Raw genomic sequence first — 23,795 nt, forward strand, 5'->3', positions numbered from 1 at the left:
TCAAAATTAAGGGCAGCAGCACAACTAACGCTACTGCCCGTATCCTTTACTTCTCTAATTCGCCGCGTTGGTATTCACCAGCCGCTTTCACGAAACCTGCAAACAGTGGGTGACCATCGCGAGGTGTTGAAGTGAACTCTGGGTGGAACTGAGCCGCTACAAACCAAGGGTGAGCTGGGTTCTCAATCACTTCTACCAGTTTCTTGTCTGCAGATAGACCCGATACTTTCAGGCCTGCTTTTTCAATCTGCGGACGAAGGTTGTTGTTCACTTCGTAACGGTGGCGGTGACGCTCATGAATTGTCGCGCTACCGTATAGTTCACGAGCTTTCGTTCCTTTCTCTAGGTGACATAGCTGTGAACCAAGACGCATAGTACCACCAAGATCTGACTTCTCGGTACGTTCTTCAACGTTACCTTCGCCATCAACCCACTCAGTGATTAGACCAACCACTGGGTACTTCGTCTCTTTGTTAAATTCTGTTGAGTGAGCACCTTCCATACCCGCAACGTTGCGCGCGTATTCGATCAGTGCTACTTGCATGCCTAGACAGATGCCAAGGTAAGGGACTTTGTTCTCACGAGCGTATTTCGCCGCCATGATCTTGCCTTCCACACCACGATCGCCGAAGCCACCTGGAACTAGGATTGCGTCAAGACCTGCAAGTGCTTCGTCGCCTTTGCTCTCTACATCTTGAGAATCAACGTACTTAATCTTAACGCTTAGACGGTTCTTAAGACCTGCGTGCTTAAGCGCTTCGTTTACTGATTTGTAAGCATCTGGAAGTTCGATGTACTTACCAACCATACCGATAGTCACTTCAGCGGTTGGGTTCGCTTCTTCGTAGATAACCTGTTCCCATTCTGACAGATCTGCTTCAGGAGCAGTAATGCCAAAGCGAGAACATACTAGGTCGTCTAAACCTTGAGATTTGATGAGTTGAGGGATCTTGTAGATTGAATCTACGTCCTTCATCGAGATAACCGCTTTTTCTTGTACGTTACAGAAAAGCGCGATCTTCTTACGTTCGTTCGCAGGGATCATGCGATCGCTACGACAAACAAGGATGTCTGGCTGGATACCGATAGATAGCAACTCTTTTACCGAGTGCTGAGTCGGCTTAGTTTTCACTTCACCCGCCGCCGCTAGGTAAGGAACTAAGGTCAGGTGCATGAACATAGCGCGCTCACGGCCAAGTTCTACAGCTAGCTGACGGATAGCTTCCATAAATGGTAGAGATTCGATATCACCAACCGTACCACCGACTTCAACGATAGCTACGTCGTGGCCTTCAGAGCCAGCGATCACGCGATCTTTGATAGCGTTAGTGATGTGTGGGATAACCTGAATGGTTGCACCTAGGTAATCACCACGACGCTCTTTACGTAGAACGTCAGCGTAAACACGACCTGCAGTGAAGTTGTTGCGCTTAGTCATCTTGGTGCGAATGAATCGCTCGTAGTGACCAAGGTCAAGGTCAGTTTCAGCGCCATCTTCCGTGACGAACACCTCACCGTGTTGAGTTGGGCTCATAGTGCCTGGGTCAACGTTAATGTAAGGGTCAAGCTTCATCATAGTCACTTTAAGACCACGAGCTTCTAGAATAGCCGCAAGAGATGCTGCTGCAATACCTTTACCTAGAGAGGATACAACCCCGCCAGTAACAAAAATGTAATTTGTCGTCATGTTTAACCTGAAATTGGTTGAATGAGGGAAAATGGATTTCTTCTGGACGGGATATAAATATACCAGAAGCCCTTAACCGCCACAACGTGAAATCTATCACACTGCAATTTTTTATTTTTTGCTTCAAATCAAACTGCATGAACAGAACAAACTCACACAAAACATAGTTGAGTCAATCTTGTCCCATTTCGCTGAATCTACTGCCCAGACCTTTTCTCTTCTCGCTTTATCTGGTTCCAATGCTCGTCCAACTCTTGCAACGAACAGTCTTGTAACGCTTTATTCTGCTCCGCGACCTTTCCCTCAACGGCTTTAAAGCGGCGCACAAATTTTAAGTTGGCTTTGCTCAAAGCGGCTTCTGGATTAACCTGTACATGACGAGCTAAATTCACCGTTGCAAAGAGTAAATCACCGATTTCTAGCTCTAGGTTGTCTTGATTTACATCGACTTGAAGCGCTTCGTCCATGACTTCATCTATCTCTTCGTGAACTTTCTCTGCAACAGGTCCTAACGAATCCCAATCAAAGCCGAATTTCGCGCATTTTTTCTGGATCTTTGTAGCACGAGAAAGAGCTGGTAGAGAATTTGGTATTGAGTCTAGGATACTTTGCTCTGTTTTGCCTACTTCTGCTTTTTCTTTTGCTTTTTCGGCTTCCCAGTTGGCCTTAATTTCTTCATCTGACGCAAACTCCACATCGGAAAACACATGCGGATGACGACGTGTCAGTTTCTCATTTACAGTTTCCACAACCTCTGAAAAGTCAAACAACCCCTGCTCTTTGGCTAGCTGGCTATAAAAAACTACCTGAAACAGCAAATCGCCAAGCTCTTCTTTGAGATTTGGCCAGTCGCGATTGTGAATCGCATCGACCACTTCATAGGTCTCTTCAATGGTGTGCGGGACAATAGTGTCAAAGCTCTGCTGTCGGTCCCATGGACAACCATTTTCTGGGTCACGAAGCTGCGCCATGATTTGCTCTAACTGCTCAATTGGATGGCTCATATTTCTTCTTCCTTTAAACCTTCTATCTAAAGCACTGTCATTCAAATAAAAAGGTGAGCAGCCAAAACCACTCACCTTTAGGTTATCTATCTATTACCTGAGCTGGAAACTATCCCAATCTCTTGACCGACATGACATCTTTAATCTGTTCAACACGCTTCGATACGCGCTGGAGAATCTCAATGTTGGTTACTTCCAAATCGAAGTCCATGATGGAGAGCTGTTTACGATAATCGACGCGGCTCTTCATACTGGTGACTTTGATCTTTTCGTTGGCAAACAGTGTGGTGATATCTTTGAGTAAACCGCCGCGCTCCATTGCTTCCACACGAACGGTGAGGATGTATGAACCAACAAAACCGCTGCCCCAAACCGTATCAATAATCCGCTCTGGTGCGTGATGACGCAGCTCTTCCAGTTGTTCACAATCCGCGCGGTGAACTGAAATGCCGCGACCTTGCGTGATGTAACCCGCGATCTCATCACCGGGAATCGGCTGACAACAACGCGCGAGATGGGTCATAAGGTTATCGACCCCTTCAACCACTACCGCGTCTTTCTTAGGACGGCTTTGAACAGGCGCTTTGTTCTCTGCTTCTTGCAGTTTCTCTAGCGCTTGCTGATCTTCCTCTTCGGCGGTTGGTTTGTTTACTAGGGCGTTAATGTGGTTAATGATCTGGTTGATACGCAGATCACCACTGCCGACACCGACATAGAGCTCATCAGGCGTATTCATGTTGAAACGCTTGAGACCATATTGTTCAGCATCTTTGAGTGTTGCGCCAATCTTGGTGAGCTCTTGTTCTAAGATCTCACGACCTGCCTCAAGGTTTTTCTCACGACTCTGTTTACGGAACCAAGCGTTGATCTTGGCACGTGCACGCCCTGAGGTAACAAAGCCAGTCGATGGGTTTAACCAATCGCGCGATGGGTTTGGCTCTTTAGACGTAATGATTTCAACTTGATCGCCCATTTGCAGTTTGTGTGTAAACGGAACAATGCGTCCTGCCACTTTGGCACCAATACAACGGTGACCAACCATAGAGTGAATATGGTAAGCAAAATCAAGCGGCGTTGCGCCCATTGGCAGGTCAACAACATCACCGCGTGGCGTAAAGGCATAGACTCGGTCGTCGAAGACTTGGCTCCGCACTTCGTCAAGCATTTCACCAGAGTCTGACATCTCCTCTTGCCAATCGAGTAGTTTACGCAGCCATGTGATCTTCTCATCGTAACCACTGCGACCACCGCCCCCTTCTTTGTACTTCCAGTGTGCAGCCACGCCGAGTTCTGAATCTTCGTGCATCTCTTTGGTACGAATCTGGATCTCGATGGTTTTCCCTTCAGGTCCGAGAATAACCGTGTGAATCGACTGGTAGCCGTTTGGTTTCGGGTTTGCGACATAATCATCAAACTCGCTCGGAAGGTGCTTGTATTTGGTGTGCACAGCCCCTAATGCGGCGTAACAATCTTGCAGTTTGTCAGCAATAATACGTACTGCTCGGACATCAAATAGCTCATCAAAAGCGAGCCCTTTTTTCTGCATTTTACGCCAAATGCTGTAGATGTGTTTCGGTCGACCACTGACCTCTGCATTGATCGATGATGCCTTCATTTCTGCGGTCAGATCATCGACAAAGTCTTTGATGTACTGTTCGCGGACAATTCGTCGCTCTGAGAGTTGTTTCGCTATTTGCTTGTAGGTTTCAGGGTGTTGGTAACGGAAAGCATAGTCTTCCATTTCCCACTTTAACTGACCGATACCTAAGCGGTTAGCCAGTGGCGCATAAATATTGGCACACTCTTTTGCGGCAGCTTGACGCACTTCTTCTGGCGCTTTTTTTACTTCGACAAGGTTAGCAATACGTTCTGCGAGTTTGATGATCACGCAACGGAAGTCATCAACCATCGCAAGTAGCATACGGCGGACATTATCTACCTGAGTCGAAGCCGCGCTGCCTTCCATCGTGACATTGAGCTGCCCCAACGCCGCCATTTCTTCAACCCCATCAATTAATTTGATGGTTTCTTTACCAAAATCTTCTTCCAGCTTTTCACGGTCATAGGCACCACTGGATACCAGCGGGAATAACAAGGCAGCCACGAGGGTTGCCTTATCCATAGAAAGGGTAATTAAAATTTCGATCATTTCACGGCCACGCCATAACAGCAGCGGACCTTGTTCATGATCTTGTAAAATGGTCTCGCATTGGCGGTACACCTCTTTGAGGCGTTTTGCTATCTTGGCGTCCTGATTCAGGCTCGCGATCCATTTATCTAGCTCAAACTGTTCGTCTTGGTTCAAATGTGCGCTTCTTACCGCAACCATCTCTTTCGTCCTAGTTTTTCGTTTTTCTTCGACTTATCCCAATGTCAGACTCACGACCGACGGCTTTGTTCAGTCTTTAACAAAGAGCGCCATCGATTCTAGATGGCTAGTGTGAGGAAACATATCCAGCATACCTAACTTTCTCAATTGGAAGCCTTGGTTAAGTAGGCTTTGTGAGTCTCTGGCAAGGGTAGCAGGATTACAGGAAACATAAACGACTCTTGATGCTCCAAGGTCAGAAAGTTGATCTACGATACCGCTGGCCCCTGCTCTTGCTGGGTCGAGCAGTATTTTATCAAATTTTTCCGTCGCCCAGGGCTGACCAGACATATCTTGTTCCAAATTGGCTTGAAAGAAACGTGCATTCTCTAACTGGTTAATTTCCGCATTATGGGTCGCTTTTTCCACCATCGAATCAACCCCTTCAACACCAATCACAGAGCGCACTTTTTTCGCCATTGGTAAACTGAAGTTTCCTAGCCCGCAAAACAGATCCAACACTCTATCTTCTGCAGTTAAGTCAAGCCAGTTCAACGCCTGTTCGACCATCTTTTGGTTCACATCTTGGTTGACTTGAATAAAGTTATTTGGCTCAAATGGAATGGTGACACCCGTTTCCAAATAGTGTGCTTGGTCACCCACAACACGATTCAAGACATCACTTTGCGGCATCAAATACAAACTGACTTGCTGCTCTTTTGCAAACGCCTCAAGTGCCGCTTGGTCTTGCCCATCCAGTGCCTTCATATGGCGCAGTACAAGGACCCGAGTATTGTCCCCTTTTACCAATTCAATATGCCCCAAGTTCTCTTGATGACGGAATGTTTTTAGCAGCTCGAACAAAGGTGACATTAGCGTATTTAAGCCAGCATCAAGCACGGGACAATCCACCACATTAACGATCTCTTTGCTTTGCTTCTTACGAAAACCAAACTGCAACTGACGCGATTTTTTATCCACCTTCAAACTCACACGTGCACGTCGGCGATAACCGAGAGCTTCACCGACCAAAGGCGCTTCCAGTGCTGTCGTTTGGCCAGAAAACTTTCGCATCAACTGGGACAAGGTTTGCTGCTTGTGTTGCTGTTGTTTCTCCAAGCCAAGGTGCTGCATATTACAACCACCGCACACTTGATAATGGGGGCAAAAAGGCGCAATGCGCTCTGCACTTTCGGTCTGAATCTTAATCAAGTTCGCGCGGGCAAATTTGCTTTTACTTTCGGTAATTTGCACCAAGACTTGTTCTTGCGGTAACGCCCCTTCGATAAAGATGGGCTTTTTATTTTGATAGGCGATACCAGCGCCATGGTGATCGAGTTTTTCGACCAAGACGGATTGGTGCTTCGTGTTTACTTGAGTTTTCTTCTTTGGTTGGAAAAAACGCGCCATGCTCTGTGCCTTAATTGCTCGAATTGCTGTTCAGGTTCCACCTTTTGTGCCTGAATCATTGTGTGAGCTGACCGAGTTGATTATGCTTAAGGACTCGGCAGTCTCATCTTTATATTGCGACTATTTTCCCATATCCACACCACGATGTTTAGACAATAATGACAAGATATGGCTTACGCGCCCGCGTTATTACCTTAACTTTAGCGCCAACGCTGATCATCGGATTGCTCCTCAGTGCGTTTTTCTCATTCAACCGATACCACGACCTTGAACTTCAGGTGTACAACTCGGGCTTAAATATTATTGAACCACTCGCGATTGCCAGCGAAGAAGGTCTTAAAAATAATAGTCGAGAGTCTGTCAGACGCATCATCAGTTACGCACACAGGAAGAACTCTAAATTTGTTCGAAGCATCGCGGTTTTCGACTACAACCACGAATTGTTTGTCACCTCTAACTTTCACCCGAATTTTGAGTCTTTGACTTATCCGAAACAAGAAGCCATCCCTCTGCTGGGCAATTCCACGCTCAGTGACAATACCTTAATTATGCGCGCCCCCGTTATTGCTGAGTCTGGGCTAATTGCCACAAATCGCGGCAAAGAAAACACGCCAGCACTTGGCTACGTCGCCGTCGAATTGGACTTATCATCGCTTCGCCTTCAGCAGTACCAAGAGGTTTTTTCGGCGGTTCTTGTTCTTCTGATTGGTCTTGGACTTTCTGCGGTCTTTGCCTATCGGCTCATGTATGACGTGACGCGACCGATTTCTCATATGAAAAATATGGTCGACCGAATTCGCCGCGGCCACCTTGATGTGCGAATCGAAGGCAAAATGCACGGTGAGCTCGACTCGTTAAAAAACGGTATCAACGCCATGGCGGTATCCCTGTCGGAATATCACGTCGAGATGCAGCACAGTATCGATCAAGCGACTTCCGATTTACGCGAAACTTTAGAGCAGCTTGAGATTCAAAACGTAGAGTTAGACATTGCCAAAAAACGGGCTCAAGAAGCGGCTCGAGTAAAGTCTGAATTCTTAGCCAATATGTCTCATGAGCTGCGCACGCCGTTAAATGGCGTTATTGGCTTTACGCGTCAGATGCTAAAAACCAAGCTGACTAATAGCCAAACCGATTATTTGAATACCATTGAAAAATCAGCGACCAATCTACTCAACATCATCAACGACATTTTGGATTTCTCTAAGCTAGAAGCCGGCAAGCTCGCACTAGAAAGCATCCCGTTTGATTTCCAAGAATCGCTTGAAGAAGTGGTCAGCTTGCAAGCCACTAGCGCCCATGAAAAAGGGCTAGAACTCACATTGAAGATTGATCCGAAGATTCCAGCGGGTCTAGTCGGAGATTCCTTACGTATTCAACAAGTACTGACTAACTTGGTTGGCAACTCCATCAAATTCACCGAGCACGGAAATATCGACATTAGCGTTGAAATGCGCTCTCAAAAAGAAGATGTGGTTGAGCTGCAGTTTATGGTTCGAGACACTGGTATCGGTATCTCTGAGCGACAGCAAGCACAGCTTTTCCAAGCCTTTAGTCAAGCTGATGCGAGTATCTCTCGTCGCTATGGCGGTACAGGATTGGGTTTGGTCATCACACAAAAACTGGTCAGCCAGATGGGCGGGGAAATCAGCTTAACCAGTCGCCTTCACCAAGGCTCTACATTCTGGTTCACTTTGCGTTTGCACTCGACAGATATGCCCGTTACCGAGATGGTCGATACAGACAGCTTGAAGCAGCGCTCGCTTCTTTTGGTCGAACCAAATATGCAGGCGGCGTCTGTGACCCAGCAACAGTTAGTACAAGCAGGTCTGGTTGTGACCTATCGCTCTGCACTACCGGAAGATGCTGAGCAATTCGACTATGTTCTGCTCAACTTAGCGCCTAATCGTGAACACGAAACCTCCGCAGTCGAGCAGCAAGTTGAGCATGCTCTGCGTTGTGCACCGCATGTCGTTGTCGGCGTACCGAGTACCGCACTGGCTCTCTCCGATGACTTGATTCAGTCTTACCCGATTCACTGCATTACTAAGCCTCTGTCTCGTAAGCGTTTACTGCAAACACTCTCGGCGAATCAAGATAATTTGCCAGTCATCGAGCCCGAAGTCATTGTTCAAGACGAGACATTGCCACTGACGGTGATGGCTGTCGATGACAACCCTGCTAACTTGAAACTCATTAGCGCCTTGCTCCAAGAACGCGTTGAACATGTGATTACCTGCACCAATGGTCTTGATGCTGTGAAGCAAGCTCAGGAACGTCACTTTGATATTATTCTGATGGATATTCAGATGCCACATATGGACGGAGTCACCGCTTGCGAAGAGATTAAGAAGACTCAACTCAACGCCAATACCCCTGTGATTGCGGTAACCGCCCATGCAATGACTGGAGAGCGAGATCGTTTACTCAAAGCCGGCATGGATGACTATTTAACCAAGCCAATCGAAGAACACGTATTACAACAAGTGTTGATGCATTGGAGCCCGCAAACGACAGATGCACAAATAGAAAAATTGGATCTATCCGCTCAACCCGACCCGTTTGAGCCGACCGCGTCCACAACCGCGACACACTCGAATATGATCATTGATTGGCAGGCGGCATTGAAACAATCCGCCAACAAAGAAGATCTTGCCAAAGATATGTTGCAGATGCTTGTGGACTCTATTCCAGAGGTTGTCGATGTCGTCGACAACGCACTTGAAGAGGAGTCCATCGACACTGAACTGTTGATTCATCATGTGCACAAACTGCATGGAAGTAGCTCTTACTGCGGTGTACCAAGACTGAAAACAGTCTGTGCAACTATTGAAAAAGAATTACGCTCAGGGACTCAAATCGAAGACCTAGAGCCAGAGTTGCTTGAACTACAAGATGAAATGGAAAAAGTGGTCGCCAGTGCGCAGCCCTATTTGAAAAAAAGCTAACGTAGCCTAAACCTGAGGCATGGCATCTATCCATGCCTCAGTGCGCAGTTTGCTCTCCGCGGTAGAAGTGATAACTGTTCTTACCCTCTTGCTTCACCTGATACATCGCTTGGTCTGCTCGGTGTAGCAGTTTCTCGATTACTATGCCTTTACTTGCTTGTACCGCAATCCCGACACTACAGCCAACATTAATCGAGTTGCCATTATAGACAGAAGGCAAATTGGCGAGGTCAATAGCCTGCTGAGCGACTGTCGAGAGTAGATTGTGGTCATTGTTTTGAAGCACTAGATACATAACAAACTCATCACCACCGATACGACCCACGATACCCGGTACATTACTCTTGGACTGTAGGTCAGAGAATCGACTGGCAATTTCAGTCAATATTAGGTCTCCCGCGGCGTGGCCATGAGTGTCATTGACGGCTTTGAAGCCATCCAAATCGATCAACAGCAGCGCGATGTATTGGCTGGTGCGAGACGCTTGCTCTACATACTTTTCACACCCTAAGCGGTTCTTCAATCCTGTAAGAATATCTTGCTCCGCCATGTTGCGATAATAGTGCTCCCAGTGCTCAATTTGAGAACGTAACTCTCGTTCTCGTTCAATTGCTTGGCGCGAGTTTTCTATAAAGGTATTCACACTATGAATCACCACGCCGAGCTCGTTGTTCTGGTTTTCAACATCGATGGGAATCTTCTTTGGATTCTCTGGTGTTGCGGTGTACATTGCCTCCGATAGCTCAGCAAGGGGTTTACCGACTATCTTCTTAAAAACCCATGTTAGCGCGATCACCGTCACTAGAAATTGAATAAAAACGAACATCACTTGATTAAACACTTGAGATAAGGTCGTTTTTTGTAATGCGGTGTGATTGTTGTGGACATAGAGAGTGCCCAACGGTTCCCCATTTGTAGGCGAGTAAAGACGGTAAGTATTCGCATGCGCCCACAAATCTTTCTCTTCAAGCGTTAGATGGTTTGACGCAAATGAAATGCCATCATCACTCTCCAAACGAACCGCATCTATTTCTTCGTGCAGCAATAATGCAGAGATCACTTCATCGGCAATTTCGGCGTTGTTCACATACAATGCAATCGCGGCAGAGCCGGATAATGACAATACCAACTTCTGCTCTAACTCTTTATGTTCCTTATCCGCTTGCGCAAAACCTACTGGAATCATTATCAACAGAATAACGACCAAGTAAGAAAGTGCCAATATCGTAATGATTTTCAGCAGTTTATTGGAAAGAGAGTTGAGCTTAGGTTTATTCATCGATGAAAAGTGCCACCTTAACCCCTGAGTTTTCAGGCGGTTTTTCTGTCATGTAGCCAATGGCTTGTGGATTCTCTATTACTTTTTCGAGCAAGGCTTGAGTTGAATCGACTTCTTCAGGTGCCCTCATGCTTCCTGAAAATTTTAGTTTTGCCCAGTACGCATTCACCTGACTCTCACGCATGTTCGCCACGGTGGCAAAAAAACGTCTCCGCTCTTCACCAGTTCGGTCAAGCACTTGGTCAACATATGACGACCCCAATACTTTTTTTCTGCCCAGATAGACATCCGCAATATCATCAACATCAAACGCGGCGATGCTACTCTCTTCGCTCACCACCACATAAAAGCCGGCGAAAGTGTGAGAGGATAGGAACAGAAGGAGGAAGCTTAAATATTTCATCTCAGCCTCCCTAAAAGATAAAGTTCATGTTGAGGCTGAACAAATGGACCCGACTCGAACTGCCCATGGTCTCCAGCGTCGAAGCCCACAGCCCATACCCATAGGGGTTGATCTTAACGTGGTCATACTGTGCTTTTAGCGCAATATAAGGAGAAACATCCCAACGTAATCCGACTGAGTAAGATTCTTGATCGATACGAACCGAGTTGATGGCGGCTTCCGTCGCTCCCTGTAATTGTGCCGCTTGCGCTCCAGCTTGGCTCCAATCTTCATCTTGCTGAAATGGTGATGAGCTTGGTTTAAAACGACCGTAAATGGCGTAAGGCGTTAAGGAGTCAAATGTTCGCCCGACTAACGCATAACCTCCATAACCTTGCGGAATGGAGTCTTGCACAGCATCGATATTAAAAAGCTCGGTTTGAAAGGTCCATAACCCGTCAAAGTAAAGGGCAGCGGCTTGAAAGTAGTGAATCTGCTCATTTTCAACAACCAAAGCGTCACGGGTGCGTAGCGCTTCGGCACTGATTGCTGGAAAAAACGCGGCAACGCCTGGATTGTTGGCAAATTGGTCGACACTGTTTTGTAGTAATTCGGTTTGACCCGTTTGGTTGACAGTCAAAGATCCCACACGAGCATAAGAGAGCTGCCACTTCCATTCATTTTTATCCACTTCAAAAGAGAGACTGACGACATTGTCTAAGTCGGTCGAATACTCTTCGTTGGACAAAGGCACCTCACCAACTTCTTGGTTGCGACCATACTCTAGCGATGCTTTCCAATTGAAGTAGGCGTTGTTGGAGTAGTAAGTGGCGCCGATCCCATCAAGTGAGTTAAAAACAATACCGCCATATAACTCTTGGGGAGGTCGAACCCAAAGGTGAGCGTAGTCGATGTGTCGGCTGTCCGCTGCAACATAAGCGCTGACCCCAACCCGACCCGCGCGAAAGTCCCAACTGGCATTCGGAGAGTAGCGAATGAAAGCAAGCTCTGTTAGCTCATCAAGGTCATAGGTGACACCTTGATCAAAGAGAAACTGAGTTGTGAATGACCAGTCTCGGTTAAACGCCGCGTCAAATTGCATTCCAATGTTGGAATCGACCCGGAATGAACCGTCTGTATCGATATCAGTGGTACGTGTTATATCGCGGCGAAACGCCAATTCATCTTGGTTTTCATAGGCATAGCCTAAAGTACCAAAGCCTGAAAAAGACAAATCCACTGCATGTGCTAATGATGGCAAACTCAAAAAACTTAATACTAAAGAACCATGAGCTGCAAACTTGTAAAACTTATTAGGCATAGACTGCTGTCCTTGTGTCTAGACGCTAGGCTACAAATTTATAGTTTATATTTATGCTTACAAGTATAACAATAACCAACGAAAGTGTGATAAAGCAATTACTAAAATAAAACATCACCGATAAAAAAAGCGACCTAAGGTCGCTTATTGCTCAAAAATTACAGTGGCGACTGCGTAATGTCGCTCGTCCGATATCGATAAATGAATGTGCCGCACGCCTTTCGCCTTCGCCAATTCCGCAGCTTTATCACTCAAAGTGAGAATAGGAGCACCATGCTGGTCATTGGTGACATTGAAATCATGGAACGTCACACCCATGGCAATACCCGTACCTAAAGCTTTTGACGCCGCCTCTTTGGCTGCAAAGCGCTTGGCCAAAAAACGACCTTGCTGCTTGAGACTTTTGAATCGCTCAAATTCAGTGTCAGTCAAGATCCGTCTAGCAAATGGCTCACCTGAGCGAGCGAGTGCTTTCTCAACTCGCTCGATCTCCGCAATATCAGTCCCTAAACCTACAATGGCCATGGCTTATTTACGTGCTAAAACCATTTGCGCTTTCATATCGGCGACCGCTTTGTGCAAACCGTCAAACGCCGCACGCCCAATAATAGAGTGACCGATGTTAAGTTCATAGATTTCAGGGATTGCCGCAATAGCTGCAACATTATGGTAAGTCAAACCGTGGCCAGCATTTACCGTGATACCAAGGTCTGCGGCATAGCTAGCACCTGCTGCAATCTTCTTCAACTCGTCTTGCTGATCTTCTTCCGTTTCTGCGTCTGCGTAGTGACCCGTATGTAACTCAATAAATGGCGCGCCACATGCTTTCGCCGCATCAATCTGTTCACGGTCTGCATCAATGAACAACGACACCTTAATGCCTGCTTCAGATAGCTTTTGGGTTGCTGCTTTGACTTTTTCTAGCTGACCAACGACATCTAGGCCACCTTCCGTCGTTAACTCTTCACGCTTTTCCGGTACTAAGCATACGTACTCTGGCTGTGTGTTCAGCGCAATCTCAACCATTTCATCCGTAACCGCCATCTCCAAATTCATACGCGTCTGAATTGTTTCACGTAAAATGCGCACATCTCTATCATTAATATGACGGCGGTCTTCACGTAGGTGGATGGTGATACCGTCTGCACCAGCGCGCTCCGCAACTTCAGCGGCATGCACTGGATCTGGGTATTTCGTCCCACGTGCATTACGTAATGTCGCGATATGGTCGATGTTAACACCTAGGTAGATTGAGCTCATTTTCCAATACTCCGTGCTCGGGGAATCATTGCTACAAACAACTCCCTGCTTTTTAAAGGTTTGCCGCCAAGATACGGCTTTAAGGCTATACGTGTAAAGCGTTTTGCCGCTTTAAGTTGTTCTTTTGTGGTAAATCTACGTTCGCTGATCGCGATCAGTTCATCGCCTTTAAACGTTAAATTGTCATACCGAACGGAAGCAATAAAACCTTTCTGCTCTCGGTATCGGTAAGTCATTGTGGGCTCAATCGGTTCTCCACTCCCCGCACAATGAAGGAAATCAACCCCGTATCCCATTGCAGATAACAGCGCCAGTTCAAATCGGCGTAATGCAGGTTCAGGGTTATCACATTGCGCAAGCTCGGTTAAAACATGCAGGTAGTCGTGAAACAGTGCAGGCATCGGCACTTCAGCCATAAGCACTCGACCAATCAGTTCATTGACGTACATGCCTGAATAGAGATTAATACCTGTGAGTGGGAGGCCTAGGCTAATTGGCTCGGCTTGACGCAATGTTTTCATTGAGCCATTTCCCGACCATTTCAGCAACAAGGGCGTAAAAGGTTGCAGCGCGCCTTTTAAATTGGAACGCTTACTCCTTGCCCCCTTAGACATCAGGGTGACGCGGCCATACTCTTCGCTGAACACATCCAAAATGAGGCTCGATTCACTGTATGGTCGTCGATGTAATACAAAACAACGCTGTAAGCCTTCTGCAGACATATCACCTTCTAAATACAAAAAAGGAGCCCAATGGCCCCTTTTACTCTATTTTCGCGGAGCGAAGCGCAAAGCCTCTTACTCGTTATAAATCGTCAATGTAGCCAAGAGAACGGAGCGCTCGCTCGTCATCCGCCCAGCCAGACTTCACTTTAACCCAAGTCTCAAGGTAAACCTTACGACCAAACAGCTCTTCCATATCTAGGCGAGCTTCACGACCAATCGTTTTGATCTTCTCACCACCTTTACCAATCACCATCTTTTTCTGGCCGCTACGCTCAACCAAAATAAGAGCATTGATGTGGAAGCCATCCGTTTCTGGGTTGTAGTCAAAACGTTCGATTTCAACGGTCACTGAGTAAGGCAGTTCCTCACCAGTGAAACGCATCAGTTTTTCACGAACAATTTCAGAAGCCATGAAACGCTGAGAACGATCTGTCACATACTCTTCAGGGAAGTGGTGAGTCGCTTTTGGCAGATGCTCGCGTACATGCTTACGCAATACATCAATGTTTTTGCCATGTTTTGCCGAGATCGGCACCACATCGACAAATTCCATCTTCTTCGACATTTCCATCATGTGCAACATGACGTCATTGCGATCTTGTACGTTATCAACTTTGTTGACACACAATACGACTGGGAAGTTCGATTTCTGCAGCTTAGTCAGAACCATTTCATCATCAGCAGTCCAATGCGTACCATCCACAAGGAAGAACACAAGGTTCACATCACTTAAGGATGAGTTAGCCGCACGGTTCATTAAACGGTTGATAGCACGTTTTTCTTCAATGTGAAGCCCAGGAGTATCCACGTAGATCGCTTGGTAATCCCCTTCCGTGTCTACACCCATGATTCGGTGGCGTGTGGTTTGAGGTTTACGCGAGGTAATCGAAATCTTCTGACCTAAAATACGGTTTAAAAGCGTCGATTTACCCACATTAGGGCGACCTACGATGGCCACAAAACCACAGTGTTGGTTCTCTGGTGTGCTTGCAGGCTCGTTGTTCGATGAGAAAAACGCATCGATATCAAATTCGTTGTTATCTGTTGAATCAGTCATTGGTCAATTGCTCTAGTGCCAATTCAGCAGCCGCTTGTTCTGCCTTGCGGCGGCTGGTGCCTTTACCAATTACAGGCTGTCCAATACCTGCTACTTCACACGAAACCGTAAATTCTTGGTTATGTGCTTCACCTTTAATATTAGTCACTGTATACGCTGGCAGTGGTTTTCTTCGACCTTGAAGAAACTCTTGAAGACGAGTTTTCGGATCTTTTTGCGAAACACCAGGCTTTATCGCATCAAGACGCGATTGATACCAACTTAAGATAATGCCACGCACAACCTCAATATCACTGTCCAAATAGATGGCACCAATGATCGCCTCCACGGCATCCGCAAGAATTGAATCACGACGGAAACCGCCACTTTTTAGCTCACCTGGACCTAATTTTAAGTGATCTCCTAGTTCGAATTCACGACCTAGTTCAGCCAACGTATTGCCACGAACCAGTGTCGCACGCATACGGCTCATATCCCCTTCATTCACTTTCGGGAAACGGTGATAAAGATCATCAGCAATGACAAAACTTAAAATTGAATCGCCCAGAAACTCAAGACGCTCGTTGTGTTTTCCGTTGGCGCTTCGATGTGTTAGCGCCAAGTTGATTAGCTCAGCATCATTGAACTGATAACCAACCTTTTTCTCTAGTTTTGCAATAGGAGAATTCATGCTCTCTCATTAATTTGTGTTGCATTCTCAAAGGGTGGGAGTGTGAATCACACACTCCCGCACTCATAAGAAATTAGTTAATACCACCGATGCGATTAAACCTAACACCAGTTGGAATCCAAGAAGGTAAAATGCTGTCTTCGCCACGCTCAAACTCGAAGCTGATCCAGATGGCGACAGCTTTACCGACTAGGTTTGCTTCTGGAACAAAGCCCCAGTAGCGACTGTCAGCACTGTTGTCACGGTTGTCACCCATAACAAAATACTGACCTTCAGGAACAACCCACTCATTGACGCCATTGCGCGGTTGATAAGCTTCAACACGATCGCGGCGCAGCGGATTGACCAAGATTTGATGTCCGACTTCCCCTAGCTTTTCGTCAAGTTGAATCAAAGGAATGCCATTTTGGATAAATTGACTCTCTTCGACATTGGAAAGTTTGACTGGTTTACAGCTCGACTCACCTGGCGACTGAATACAGATTTCTTTCTTGCTGTTGTAGCGAACTGTATCGCCCGGCAGACCAACGACACGTTTGATATAGTCGATACTTGGTTGCGGTGGATATTTGAATACAACGGTATCACCACGTTCAGGTTTACCCGTCTCGACAAGTTGAGTACGCCATACAGGGTCTTTCAGACCATACGCGTATTTTTCGACTAAGATGAAATCGCCGACGAGTAGAGTTGGCATCATTGAGCCAGATGGAATCTGAAACGGTTCGTAGATGAATGAGCGCAAAACAAGAACGGCTGCGATCACCGGAAAAATCGAGACGCTATTTTCAATCCACCACGGTTGAGTTTTTACTTTTTCAACAACAGCAGCATCTAAACCGTTGGTTTGTGCCTCGATTTCCGCCACTTTTTCTTGGCGTTTCTTTGCAAAAACCAGCTTCTCTAACACCCAAACAATGCCCGTCACCAAAGTCACAATTACAAGAATGAGTGAAAATGTATTCGCCATTGACTTCCCTTATCTCAAAAATACGAAAGTGAAAGAGCCGAGACCCTTTCACTTATTTTATTGTCATAACCTGTTATGACAGACCGGAACGAGAGTAGTTCAACTCTAGTCCTTGCCCACATGCAGAATCGCAAGGAAGGCTTCTTGAGGCAGTTCGACGTTACCGATCTGCTTCATACGCTTCTTACCTTCTTTCTGCTTCTTCAGTAGTTTCTTCTTACGGCTCACGTCACCACCGTAACACTTGGCGATTACGTTCTTGCGCAGCTGTTTCACAGTCGAACGAGCGATGATGTGGTTGCCAATGGCAGCCTGGATAGCAATGTCGAACATCTGACGAGGAATGAACTCTTTCATTTTCTCAACAAGCTGACGGCCACGAGTCTGCGCCTGATCTTTGTGTGTGATCATCGCGAGTGCGTCAACCGTATCGCCGTTAAGCAAGACATCAACACGAACCATGTTAGACGCTTCAAAACGTTGGAAGTTGTAATCCAGTGAGGCGTAACCGCGAGACGTCGACTTCAAGCGGTCGAAGAAGTCCAGTACCACTTCTGCCATTGGGATGTCGTACGTCACAGCAACTTGGTTACCGTGGTACACCATATCAACCTGAACGCCACGCTTCTCGACACAAAGAGTAATAACATTGCCCAAGTACTCAGATGGTACAAGAATGTTACAGCGAGCGATTGGCTCACGGATTTCTTCAATATCGTTCACAGCAGGAAGCTTAGCTGGGCTATCGACATACAGAATGTTGCCGTTAGTCTCTTCCACTTCGTACACAACCGTTGGCGCAGTGGTGATCAGGTCTAAGTCGTACTCACGCTCAAGACGCTCTTGAATGATCTCCATGTGCAGCATGCCAAGGAAACCACAACGGAAACCAAAGCCCAATGCCGCTGAGTTTTCTGGCTCGTAGAAGAGTGATGCATCATTCAAGCTTAACTTGCCTAGAGCATCACGGAAGTTTTCATAGTCGTCAGAAGAAACAGGGAACAGACCCGCATATACTTGCGGTTTTACTTTCTTAAAGCCAGGGAGTGGCTTGTCGCTGCCGTTTTTCGCTAGAGTCAGCGTATCGCCCACAGGCGCGCCCAAGATGTCTTTGATACCACAAACCACCCAGCCTACTTCGCCAGTACGCAAGATATCAGTATCAACTTGTTTCGGAGTGAAGATACCCAAACGGTCAACGCCCCAAACTTGACCCGTGCTCATCACTTTAATTTTGTCGTTTTTCTTGAGCTCGCCGTTTTTAATACGAACTAAGGAAACAACACCTAAGTAGTTATCAAACCAAGAGTCAATGATCAACGCTTGTAGTGGCGCATCTGGATCACCTTCTGGAGCAGGGATAGCCGAAACGATGTTTTCTAGTACATCGTCAACACCAATACCCGTCTTAGCTGAACAACGCGTCGCTTCCATCGCATCAATACCAACGATTTCTTCGATCTCTTCCGCTACGCGCTCAGGATCAGCGGCTGGTAGGTCAATCTTGTTTAGGATTGGCACCACCTCTAGATCCATTTCGATCGCGGTGTAACAGTTAGCAAGAGTTTGAGCCTCAACACCCTGACCAGCATCGACAACCAATAATGCACCTTCACATGCCGCTAGAGAGCGAGATACTTCGTACGCGAAGTCAACGTGTCCTGGAGTATCAATGAAGTTCAACTGGTACGTTTCGCCATCTTTGGCAGTGTAGTTAAGCGTCACACTTTGCGACTTGATGGTGATACCACGTTCACGCTCTAGATCCATAGAATCGAGAACCTGAGCCGCCATTTCGCGGTCGCTAAGGCCACCACAAACTTGGATTAAACGGTCAGATAGGGTCGACTTACCATGGTCGATGTGGGCGATAATCGAAAAGTTACGAATGTGCTTCATGATTTGGGGTGACTAAACTCTTAAAAATTAGGGACAATAGATACCCGACCGCAGTTCGCGCGAGGGGTACAGAAATGCCGTCATTTGACGGCATTTCGATCAAGTTGGCAGATTCTACCCAATTTCTGGGCGCTTCGCACTAGCTAATTGGCTCACCAAGTATTCTAAGCAAAGTCACTCTCTGCGAAGACTGGGACTCCAATTTCCGAGTACAGAGCTTGGCAAGGTAAACACCAACACCTGTAAAGATAGTAGAGCTCAAGATGACGAGACCTTCTCCCGCCCCTAGCATCGGCGCTAACCATCCGTTTGCGAGAAAAGCACCTAAAATGAGGGCGAATAGTGGCACTAGGTAAACAACAGCAGCCGATTGCAATAACTGCTTTTCCGGTAGACCGATCTCGACAACCTGCCCTTCTTTGACTGGCTTGTCGGTCAGCATATGCCACGATAAAGATTTGCTTCCGAGCGCTTTGGAAACGATACCGGTGCCGCAACTTTTTTGTGACGAACAACTGCTGCAGCTCGTTTGCTGCTCACATGCAAGCTCAACTTCAAACCCTTTTGCTGAAGGCGTAACATGGGAGACCGTTGCTAACGCGGTCATCATTGGGTCTTACCTTCCGGAGCTGAAACAACCACAGATTGTGCAATGCGCTTCGCGGTTGCAGGAGGAATATCCCCCACCACAGAAATTTCAAGGTTACCATTCACAAAGCTGTGTAAGGTTCTTCGGCCTTGGCGAACAAGCTGCCCTTTAAGAGACAAGTTGTCACTGTCAGCAATGTAAACCGAGAAATTGAATAGTCCATCACTGTACATCTGGCTTTCAACCATACGCTCAGTGTTCACCATGCGATAACGATTGAGTTCTTTAGGCTCAAAACCACTTGGAATCCAGTTAACACGCCAAAACGACTCTTCTAGCTGCCCTTTTGGCAACGAAAGCACTTCCGGCAACTTAACGTCATTCAAACCACTTAGAATCGTACGCACCTGATCATTTACGCTATAGGCAATGGTCCGGTACTGTTCTAGCACTTCCCCGTCACGATCTAAAAGGTCGGCTCGCAACGGTAGCTTGCTTTTTTCATCCACCCACAAGACATACGAGTAACGAAGACCATCTTTAGGCACCACTCGTAACACCTGACATGCAGTGCCCGCTTCACGAGCTCGACCAACCTGAATAAAGTCGTAAAACTCACTCAACTCTTCAATATTTGCATTTAACAAAGGTATGGTCGGTGCGACCATGCTGGAAGAATCAATGGTAAAAGGCTCAACGCCTGGTTCGATATAGCTCACTTCGCCACCGCGACGAATCACTTCTCGAACAGGACCACTGAGATAAACAAGGTGTGCAAGCTGTTCATCGTCTAGGCGCGCATGACGATAAAGCAAAGGTTCGATGCTGTTTTTCTTGATTAGAATATAGGACAGCTCGTAATTGAGATGCTGACTTGCTTCGTTCATTTGATGCAACAAAGCCCCTGCAGGCGTTTGCTCTGCAAAGGCTGGGGTTGTATTCAAACTGAACAGTGTCAGCACACTGAACAGAAATTTTCTCATTCAACTACCGTTTCTGGGTGATTACTATCTACCGATTCACTCTCGCTGTTTAAACGCAATTGTAGTTCGTAATCTTGTAACATCGCATTAATTCGACGTCGTTGCTCCTGAACTGTCGCCTGGCTACTTTGGTTAGAATGCGCCACCGATTCACGGGTCAAACTCACCGGCTCAGCACTTCCAGCAAATGGGATAGTCTGCAACACTGGCAGTTGATCCGCCTCTGGCGTTGAGGCATCTCCCCCACCGTATTGCTGGACGCCTAAAATTACGGCCAATGATACACATGCAGCCATAGCGACTTGACCAAACTGGTTTAGCCATGCTGGCAACTGGCGTCTCGCTTGTTGAGGCGTTGGTTGCGATTCTTCCACTCGATGCTTGTCAAGATCCACGACCGAATCGGACGTAGAGAATAACGTATGAGCAGGTTCGTTTTCTAGCGCTAAAGCGACACTTTCAGCGATATTCCACTCCGGCTTTTCCGGTGCGTCACCACGCATTACATCTCCAATGAGATGATAATTTTTCCAGGTCTGCAGGCAATCTTGGTCATGCTCTAAATCGGTAATCAGAGCCTTATCGACCAACTCTCCATCCATGAGTGCTGAAAGCTTCTCTTTGTCAGCCATTATTTTCACCATTACTATTACTGGTATTAGCGTTGCAGAAGAGGTTGAATTTTCTTTTCAACCGCTTCACGAGCACGGAAGATACGCGAGCGCACCGTTCCGACAGGGCAATCCATCACCGCTGCAATTTCTTCATAACTCAAGCCATCAAGTTCGCGAAGTGTCATTGCAGTTTTTAAATCATCAGGAAGTGCTTCGATTGCACTGAAAACCACTCGTTTCAATTCTTTGGACAACGTTAAGTTCTCAGGGTTCGAAATTTCTTTTAAAGCACTTCCAGTTTCGTAATATTCAGCTTCTTCAGTATCTACATCTTGAGCAGGTGGTCTACGCCCCTGAGCCACGATGTAGTTTTTAGCAGTATTAACCGCGATTCGATACAACCAGGTGTAAAAGGCACTCTCACCTCGAAAACTAGGGATTGCTCGGTACGCCTTAATGAATGCTTCTTGCGCTACGTCTGGTACATCACCAGGATTGTTGACGTAACGAGAAATAAGGTTACAAACCTTGTTTTGGTACTTAGTCACCAACAAGTTAAATGCTTGCTTATCCCCATTCTGAACTCGCTCAATTAACACTTGATCGGTCAGCTGCTCGTTCATTCGAGCGGGTACTCCTATTGTTCTTCGCTCCCACCTTTTTAGATATGAGCATTAATTATGCAAAATGTAGTATTGACACCACTGCTTACTTGAGCACTATTGTGACCTAACGAATAAATATAAGTTCAATTAATCTTCAAACTATTTTTACACAATGGCGTATCAATAATCCTCATGAGTGGATTGTGAGGATGAGAGTGAAGAAAAGCAATGCCCTTTAACAACAATTGCCTTTATGCAAAGCCATCCGCACGGTGGTACTATAACGGATTGGCTCCCTCGATTTGGGGGTCGCATTGGCAATTCAATGACTAATTTAAGAGCGGGATCGCTCTTTCGCTTCTGTCCTGTTACGCCGTTTAACAGAGTTGGCAGTGGTAAAATTTAACTCGGGAAAATAAAAGTTTTATGAACGCAAACCGTGAACATCAATGTGATGTGTTAGTGGTGGGTAGTGGCGCAGCCGGTCTATCGTTGGCGTTACGTGTAGCAAAACATGGCAAAGTCATCGTGCTAAGTAAGGGGCCACGCAGTGAAGGGGCAACCTACTATGCGCAAGGGGGGATTGCCGCAGTCTTTGATGAATCCGACAGTATCGAGTCACATGTGCAAGACACACTCATCGCGGGTGGAGGTATCTGCGAGCAAGAATCCGTAGAGTTCATTGCTAAAAACGCAAAGAAATGTGTCCAGTGGCTCATTGATGGAGGTGTACCTTTCGATCGTGAAGATGACGACAGTGATGATGAACCCCGTTATCACCTAACCCGCGAAGGGGGACACAGCCATCGTCGTATCCTTCATGCCGCAGATGCGACTGGCATGGCAATGCAAACGTCACTGCAAGACAACGTCCATAATCACCCGAATATCACGGTGCTAGAGCGCCATAATGCCTTGGACTTAATCACCGAAGACAAAATTGGTGGCGATGACAAAAAAGTGGTTGGCGCCTACATTTGGAACCGAAACCAAGAGCAAGTTGAAACTGTTCGCGCGAAATTTGTTGTGCTTGCAACAGGTGGTGCATCCAAAGTGTATCAATACACATCCAACCCAGATGTCTCTTCAGGAGACGGTATTGCGATGGCCTGGCGAGCAGGATGCCGCGTTGCAAACTTGGAGTTCAACCAATTCCATCCCACCTGTCTGTACCATCCAGAGGCGCGCAATTTCTTACTAACAGAAGCCTTACGTGGTGAGGGCGCATACCTTCGGAGGCCAGACGGTTCTCGCTTTATGCCCGACTTCGATGAACGCGAAGAGCTGGCCCCTCGTGATGTCGTCGCTCGTGCTATCGACTTCGAAATGAAGCGACTGGGCGCGGACTGTATGTATCTAGATATCAGTCACAAGCCGGCCGAGTTTATCGAGAAACACTTCCCAACCATCAATATGAGATTGTTGGATTTGGGCATCGATATGACAAAAGAACCAATTCCTGTGGTTCCTGCTGCGCACTATACCTGTGGCGGTGTCATGGTGAACTTCCAAGGCGAGACCGATTTGGCGCAACTCTATGCGATCGGCGAAGTCAGCTACACCGGCTTGCATGGTGCGAACCGCATGGCCTCAAACTCTCTGCTTGAGTGTGTAGTTTACGCCTGGTCTGCTGCCAAAGATATCCTCAAGAAGTTAGACCAAGCCGATTTACCGCCAAGTCTACCTGCGTGGGATGAAAGCCAAGTGAGCTGCTCCGATGAAGAAGTTGTTATCCAACACAACTGGCATGAGCTGCGCCTATTTATGTGGGACTACATGGGAATAGTACGAACGGACAAACGCTTAGAACGAGCACTACGTCGTATTCAATTGCTTCAGCAAGAGACTCACGAATATTACAGCAACTTTAAAGTGTCGAATAACCTATTAGAACTGAGGAACTTACTGCAAGTTGCTGAGCTAATGGTGCGTTGTGCGATGGAAAGAAAAGAGAGTCGCGGGCTCCACTACACGCTGGATTATCCAGAACAAGCAGAAAACAGTGGACCTACTATTTTAGTGCCTGAAAAACTTCAATAAACGCCAACGAAAAAGGAGCTTAGTGCTCTAATGCCGATCAGTTA

The 23,795-nt window shown here is 46.7% G+C and carries 20 protein-coding genes; 2 read left to right on the forward strand and 18 right to left on the reverse strand.

Annotation, left to right across the window (positions count from 1 at the left end):
* Positions 1-46: 46 nt before the first annotated feature.
* The 4 genes from RJ47_RS20565 to rlmD all read right to left on the reverse strand — a co-directional run bounded on the left by RJ47_RS20565 (position 47) and on the right by rlmD (position 6,409).
* Positions 47-1,687 (reverse strand): CTP synthase, encoded by a 1,641-nt coding sequence (locus RJ47_RS20565; RefSeq protein WP_005472915.1) that lies wholly within the window; start codon positions 1,685-1,687, stop codon positions 47-49.
* Between the two features lie 197 nt (positions 1,688-1,884).
* Positions 1,885-2,691 (reverse strand): nucleoside triphosphate pyrophosphohydrolase, encoded by an 807-nt coding sequence (mazG, locus tag RJ47_RS20570; protein ID WP_039486617.1) that lies wholly within the window; start codon positions 2,689-2,691, stop codon positions 1,885-1,887.
* Positions 2,692-2,800: 109 nt separating this feature from the next.
* Positions 2,801-5,020, reverse strand: coding sequence for a GTP diphosphokinase (gene relA / locus RJ47_RS20575; protein ID WP_039486621.1), 2,220 nt, complete (start codon positions 5,018-5,020; stop codon positions 2,801-2,803).
* A 69-nt stretch (positions 5,021-5,089) separates the two neighbouring features.
* Entirely contained in the window at positions 5,090-6,409 is a 1,320-nt protein-coding gene (gene rlmD / locus RJ47_RS20580) for a 23S rRNA (uracil(1939)-C(5))-methyltransferase RlmD (RefSeq protein WP_039486624.1), read from the reverse strand.
* Between the two features lie 158 nt (positions 6,410-6,567).
* Here rlmD and barA point away from each other — a divergent pair, with 158 nt between their 5' ends.
* Positions 6,568-9,357: a two-component sensor histidine kinase BarA gene (gene barA / locus RJ47_RS20585; protein ID WP_039486627.1), complete on the forward strand. Its 2,790-nt coding sequence runs from the start codon at positions 6,568-6,570 to the stop codon at positions 9,355-9,357.
* Between the two features lie 37 nt (positions 9,358-9,394).
* Here barA and RJ47_RS20590 read toward each other — a convergent pair whose 3' ends face one another.
* From RJ47_RS20590 to rpoE, 14 genes are all read right to left on the reverse strand, one after another.
* Entirely contained in the window at positions 9,395-10,636 is a 1,242-nt protein-coding gene (locus tag RJ47_RS20590) for a GGDEF domain-containing protein (RefSeq protein ID WP_039486630.1), read from the reverse strand.
* Positions 10,629-11,039, reverse strand: a complete 411-nt coding sequence (locus RJ47_RS20595; RefSeq protein ID WP_038140755.1) for a hypothetical protein — start codon at positions 11,037-11,039, stop codon at positions 10,629-10,631. Before RJ47_RS20595 ends, RJ47_RS20590 begins: the two co-directional genes overlap by 8 nt.
* 10 nt (positions 11,040-11,049) lie before the next feature.
* Positions 11,050-12,339, reverse strand: a complete 1,290-nt coding sequence (locus tag RJ47_RS20600) for a hypothetical protein (protein ID WP_072036383.1) — start codon at positions 12,337-12,339, stop codon at positions 11,050-11,052.
* A 144-nt stretch (positions 12,340-12,483) separates the two neighbouring features.
* Complete coding sequence (gene acpS, locus RJ47_RS20605; RefSeq protein ID WP_039486633.1) at positions 12,484-12,864, reverse strand: holo-ACP synthase; 381 nt, start codon at positions 12,862-12,864, stop codon at positions 12,484-12,486.
* A gap of 3 nt (positions 12,865-12,867) precedes the next feature.
* Positions 12,868-13,599, reverse strand: coding sequence for a pyridoxine 5'-phosphate synthase (gene pdxJ / locus RJ47_RS20610; protein WP_005472790.1), 732 nt, complete (start codon positions 13,597-13,599; stop codon positions 12,868-12,870).
* Positions 13,596-14,321 carry a DNA repair protein RecO gene (gene recO / locus RJ47_RS20615; RefSeq protein ID WP_038140758.1) on the reverse strand — a complete coding sequence of 242 codons (726 nt, stop codon included), beginning with the start codon at positions 14,319-14,321 and terminating at the stop codon, positions 13,596-13,598. Before recO ends, pdxJ begins: the two co-directional genes overlap by 4 nt.
* 82 nt (positions 14,322-14,403) lie before the next feature.
* Positions 14,404-15,381, reverse strand: coding sequence for a GTPase Era (gene era / locus RJ47_RS20620; protein WP_039478663.1), 978 nt, complete (start codon positions 15,379-15,381; stop codon positions 14,404-14,406).
* Complete coding sequence (gene rnc, locus RJ47_RS20625; protein WP_038140763.1) at positions 15,374-16,051, reverse strand: ribonuclease III; 678 nt, start codon at positions 16,049-16,051, stop codon at positions 15,374-15,376. The genes era and rnc overlap by 8 nt, the downstream gene beginning before the upstream one ends.
* Positions 16,052-16,124: 73 nt before the next feature.
* The gene (gene lepB, locus RJ47_RS20630) at positions 16,125-17,021 is read right to left on the reverse strand and encodes a signal peptidase I (protein ID WP_005472889.1); all 897 of its coding nucleotides are present in this window, start codon (positions 17,019-17,021) and stop codon (positions 16,125-16,127) included.
* A 105-nt stretch (positions 17,022-17,126) separates the two neighbouring features.
* Positions 17,127-18,920, reverse strand: a complete 1,794-nt coding sequence (gene lepA, locus RJ47_RS20635) for a translation elongation factor 4 (protein ID WP_038140765.1) — start codon at positions 18,918-18,920, stop codon at positions 17,127-17,129.
* A 139-nt stretch (positions 18,921-19,059) separates the two neighbouring features.
* A complete protein-coding gene (locus RJ47_RS20640) occupies positions 19,060-19,530 on the reverse strand; it encodes a SoxR reducing system RseC family protein (RefSeq protein WP_039486635.1) in 471 nt (156 codons plus the stop codon).
* Positions 19,527-20,492, reverse strand: a complete 966-nt coding sequence (rseB, locus tag RJ47_RS20645; protein WP_038140768.1) for a sigma-E factor regulatory protein RseB — start codon at positions 20,490-20,492, stop codon at positions 19,527-19,529. Before rseB ends, RJ47_RS20640 begins: the two co-directional genes overlap by 4 nt.
* Complete coding sequence (locus tag RJ47_RS20650) at positions 20,489-21,124, reverse strand: RseA family anti-sigma factor (RefSeq protein WP_038140771.1); 636 nt, start codon at positions 21,122-21,124, stop codon at positions 20,489-20,491. The genes rseB and RJ47_RS20650 overlap by 4 nt, the downstream gene beginning before the upstream one ends.
* Positions 21,125-21,150: 26 nt before the next feature.
* Complete coding sequence (gene rpoE / locus RJ47_RS20655; protein WP_005472797.1) at positions 21,151-21,729, reverse strand: RNA polymerase sigma factor RpoE; 579 nt, start codon at positions 21,727-21,729, stop codon at positions 21,151-21,153.
* Between the two features lie 408 nt (positions 21,730-22,137).
* On the opposite strand from rpoE, the gene nadB reads away from it, so the two are divergent.
* Positions 22,138-23,751, forward strand: coding sequence for an L-aspartate oxidase (nadB, locus tag RJ47_RS20660; protein WP_038140774.1), 1,614 nt, complete (start codon positions 22,138-22,140; stop codon positions 23,749-23,751).
* Positions 23,752-23,795: the final 44 nt, after the last annotated feature.

This window comes from Vibrio sinaloensis, from assembly GCF_000808535.1.
Classification (GTDB): domain Bacteria; phylum Pseudomonadota; class Gammaproteobacteria; order Enterobacterales; family Vibrionaceae; genus Vibrio; species Vibrio sinaloensis_D.

Coding starts and splice junctions, on each gene's coding strand:
- RJ47_RS20565 (WP_005472915.1), bottom strand. CDS start 1,687: ATGACGACAAATTACATTTTTGTTACTGGCGGGGTTGTATCCTCTCTA.
- mazG (WP_039486617.1), bottom strand. CDS start 2,691: ATGAGCCATCCAATTGAGCAGTTAGAGCAAATCATGGCGCAGCTTCGT.
- relA (WP_039486621.1), bottom strand. CDS start 5,020: ATGGTTGCGGTAAGAAGCGCACATTTGAACCAAGACGAACAGTTTGAG.
- rlmD (WP_039486624.1), bottom strand. CDS start 6,409: ATGGCGCGTTTTTTCCAACCAAAGAAGAAAACTCAAGTAAACACGAAG.
- barA (WP_039486627.1), top strand. CDS start 6,568: ATGACAAGATATGGCTTACGCGCCCGCGTTATTACCTTAACTTTAGCG.
- RJ47_RS20590 (WP_039486630.1), bottom strand. CDS start 10,636: ATGAATAAACCTAAGCTCAACTCTCTTTCCAATAAACTGCTGAAAATC.
- RJ47_RS20595 (WP_038140755.1), bottom strand. CDS start 11,039: ATGAAATATTTAAGCTTCCTCCTTCTGTTCCTATCCTCTCACACTTTC.
- RJ47_RS20600 (WP_072036383.1), bottom strand. CDS start 12,339: ATGCCTAATAAGTTTTACAAGTTTGCAGCTCATGGTTCTTTAGTATTA.
- acpS (WP_039486633.1), bottom strand. CDS start 12,864: ATGGCCATTGTAGGTTTAGGGACTGATATTGCGGAGATCGAGCGAGTT.
- pdxJ (WP_005472790.1), bottom strand. CDS start 13,599: ATGAGCTCAATCTACCTAGGTGTTAACATCGACCATATCGCGACATTA.
- recO (WP_038140758.1), bottom strand. CDS start 14,321: ATGTCTGCAGAAGGCTTACAGCGTTGTTTTGTATTACATCGACGACCA.
- era (WP_039478663.1), bottom strand. CDS start 15,381: ATGACTGATTCAACAGATAACAACGAATTTGATATCGATGCGTTTTTC.
- rnc (WP_038140763.1), bottom strand. CDS start 16,051: ATGAATTCTCCTATTGCAAAACTAGAGAAAAAGGTTGGTTATCAGTTC.
- lepB (WP_005472889.1), bottom strand. CDS start 17,021: ATGGCGAATACATTTTCACTCATTCTTGTAATTGTGACTTTGGTGACG.
- lepA (WP_038140765.1), bottom strand. CDS start 18,920: ATGAAGCACATTCGTAACTTTTCGATTATCGCCCACATCGACCATGGT.
- RJ47_RS20640 (WP_039486635.1), bottom strand. CDS start 19,530: ATGATGACCGCGTTAGCAACGGTCTCCCATGTTACGCCTTCAGCAAAA.
- rseB (WP_038140768.1), bottom strand. CDS start 20,492: ATGAGAAAATTTCTGTTCAGTGTGCTGACACTGTTCAGTTTGAATACA.
- RJ47_RS20650 (WP_038140771.1), bottom strand. CDS start 21,124: ATGGCTGACAAAGAGAAGCTTTCAGCACTCATGGATGGAGAGTTGGTC.
- rpoE (WP_005472797.1), bottom strand. CDS start 21,729: ATGAACGAGCAGCTGACCGATCAAGTGTTAATTGAGCGAGTTCAGAAT.
- nadB (WP_038140774.1), top strand. CDS start 22,138: ATGAACGCAAACCGTGAACATCAATGTGATGTGTTAGTGGTGGGTAGT.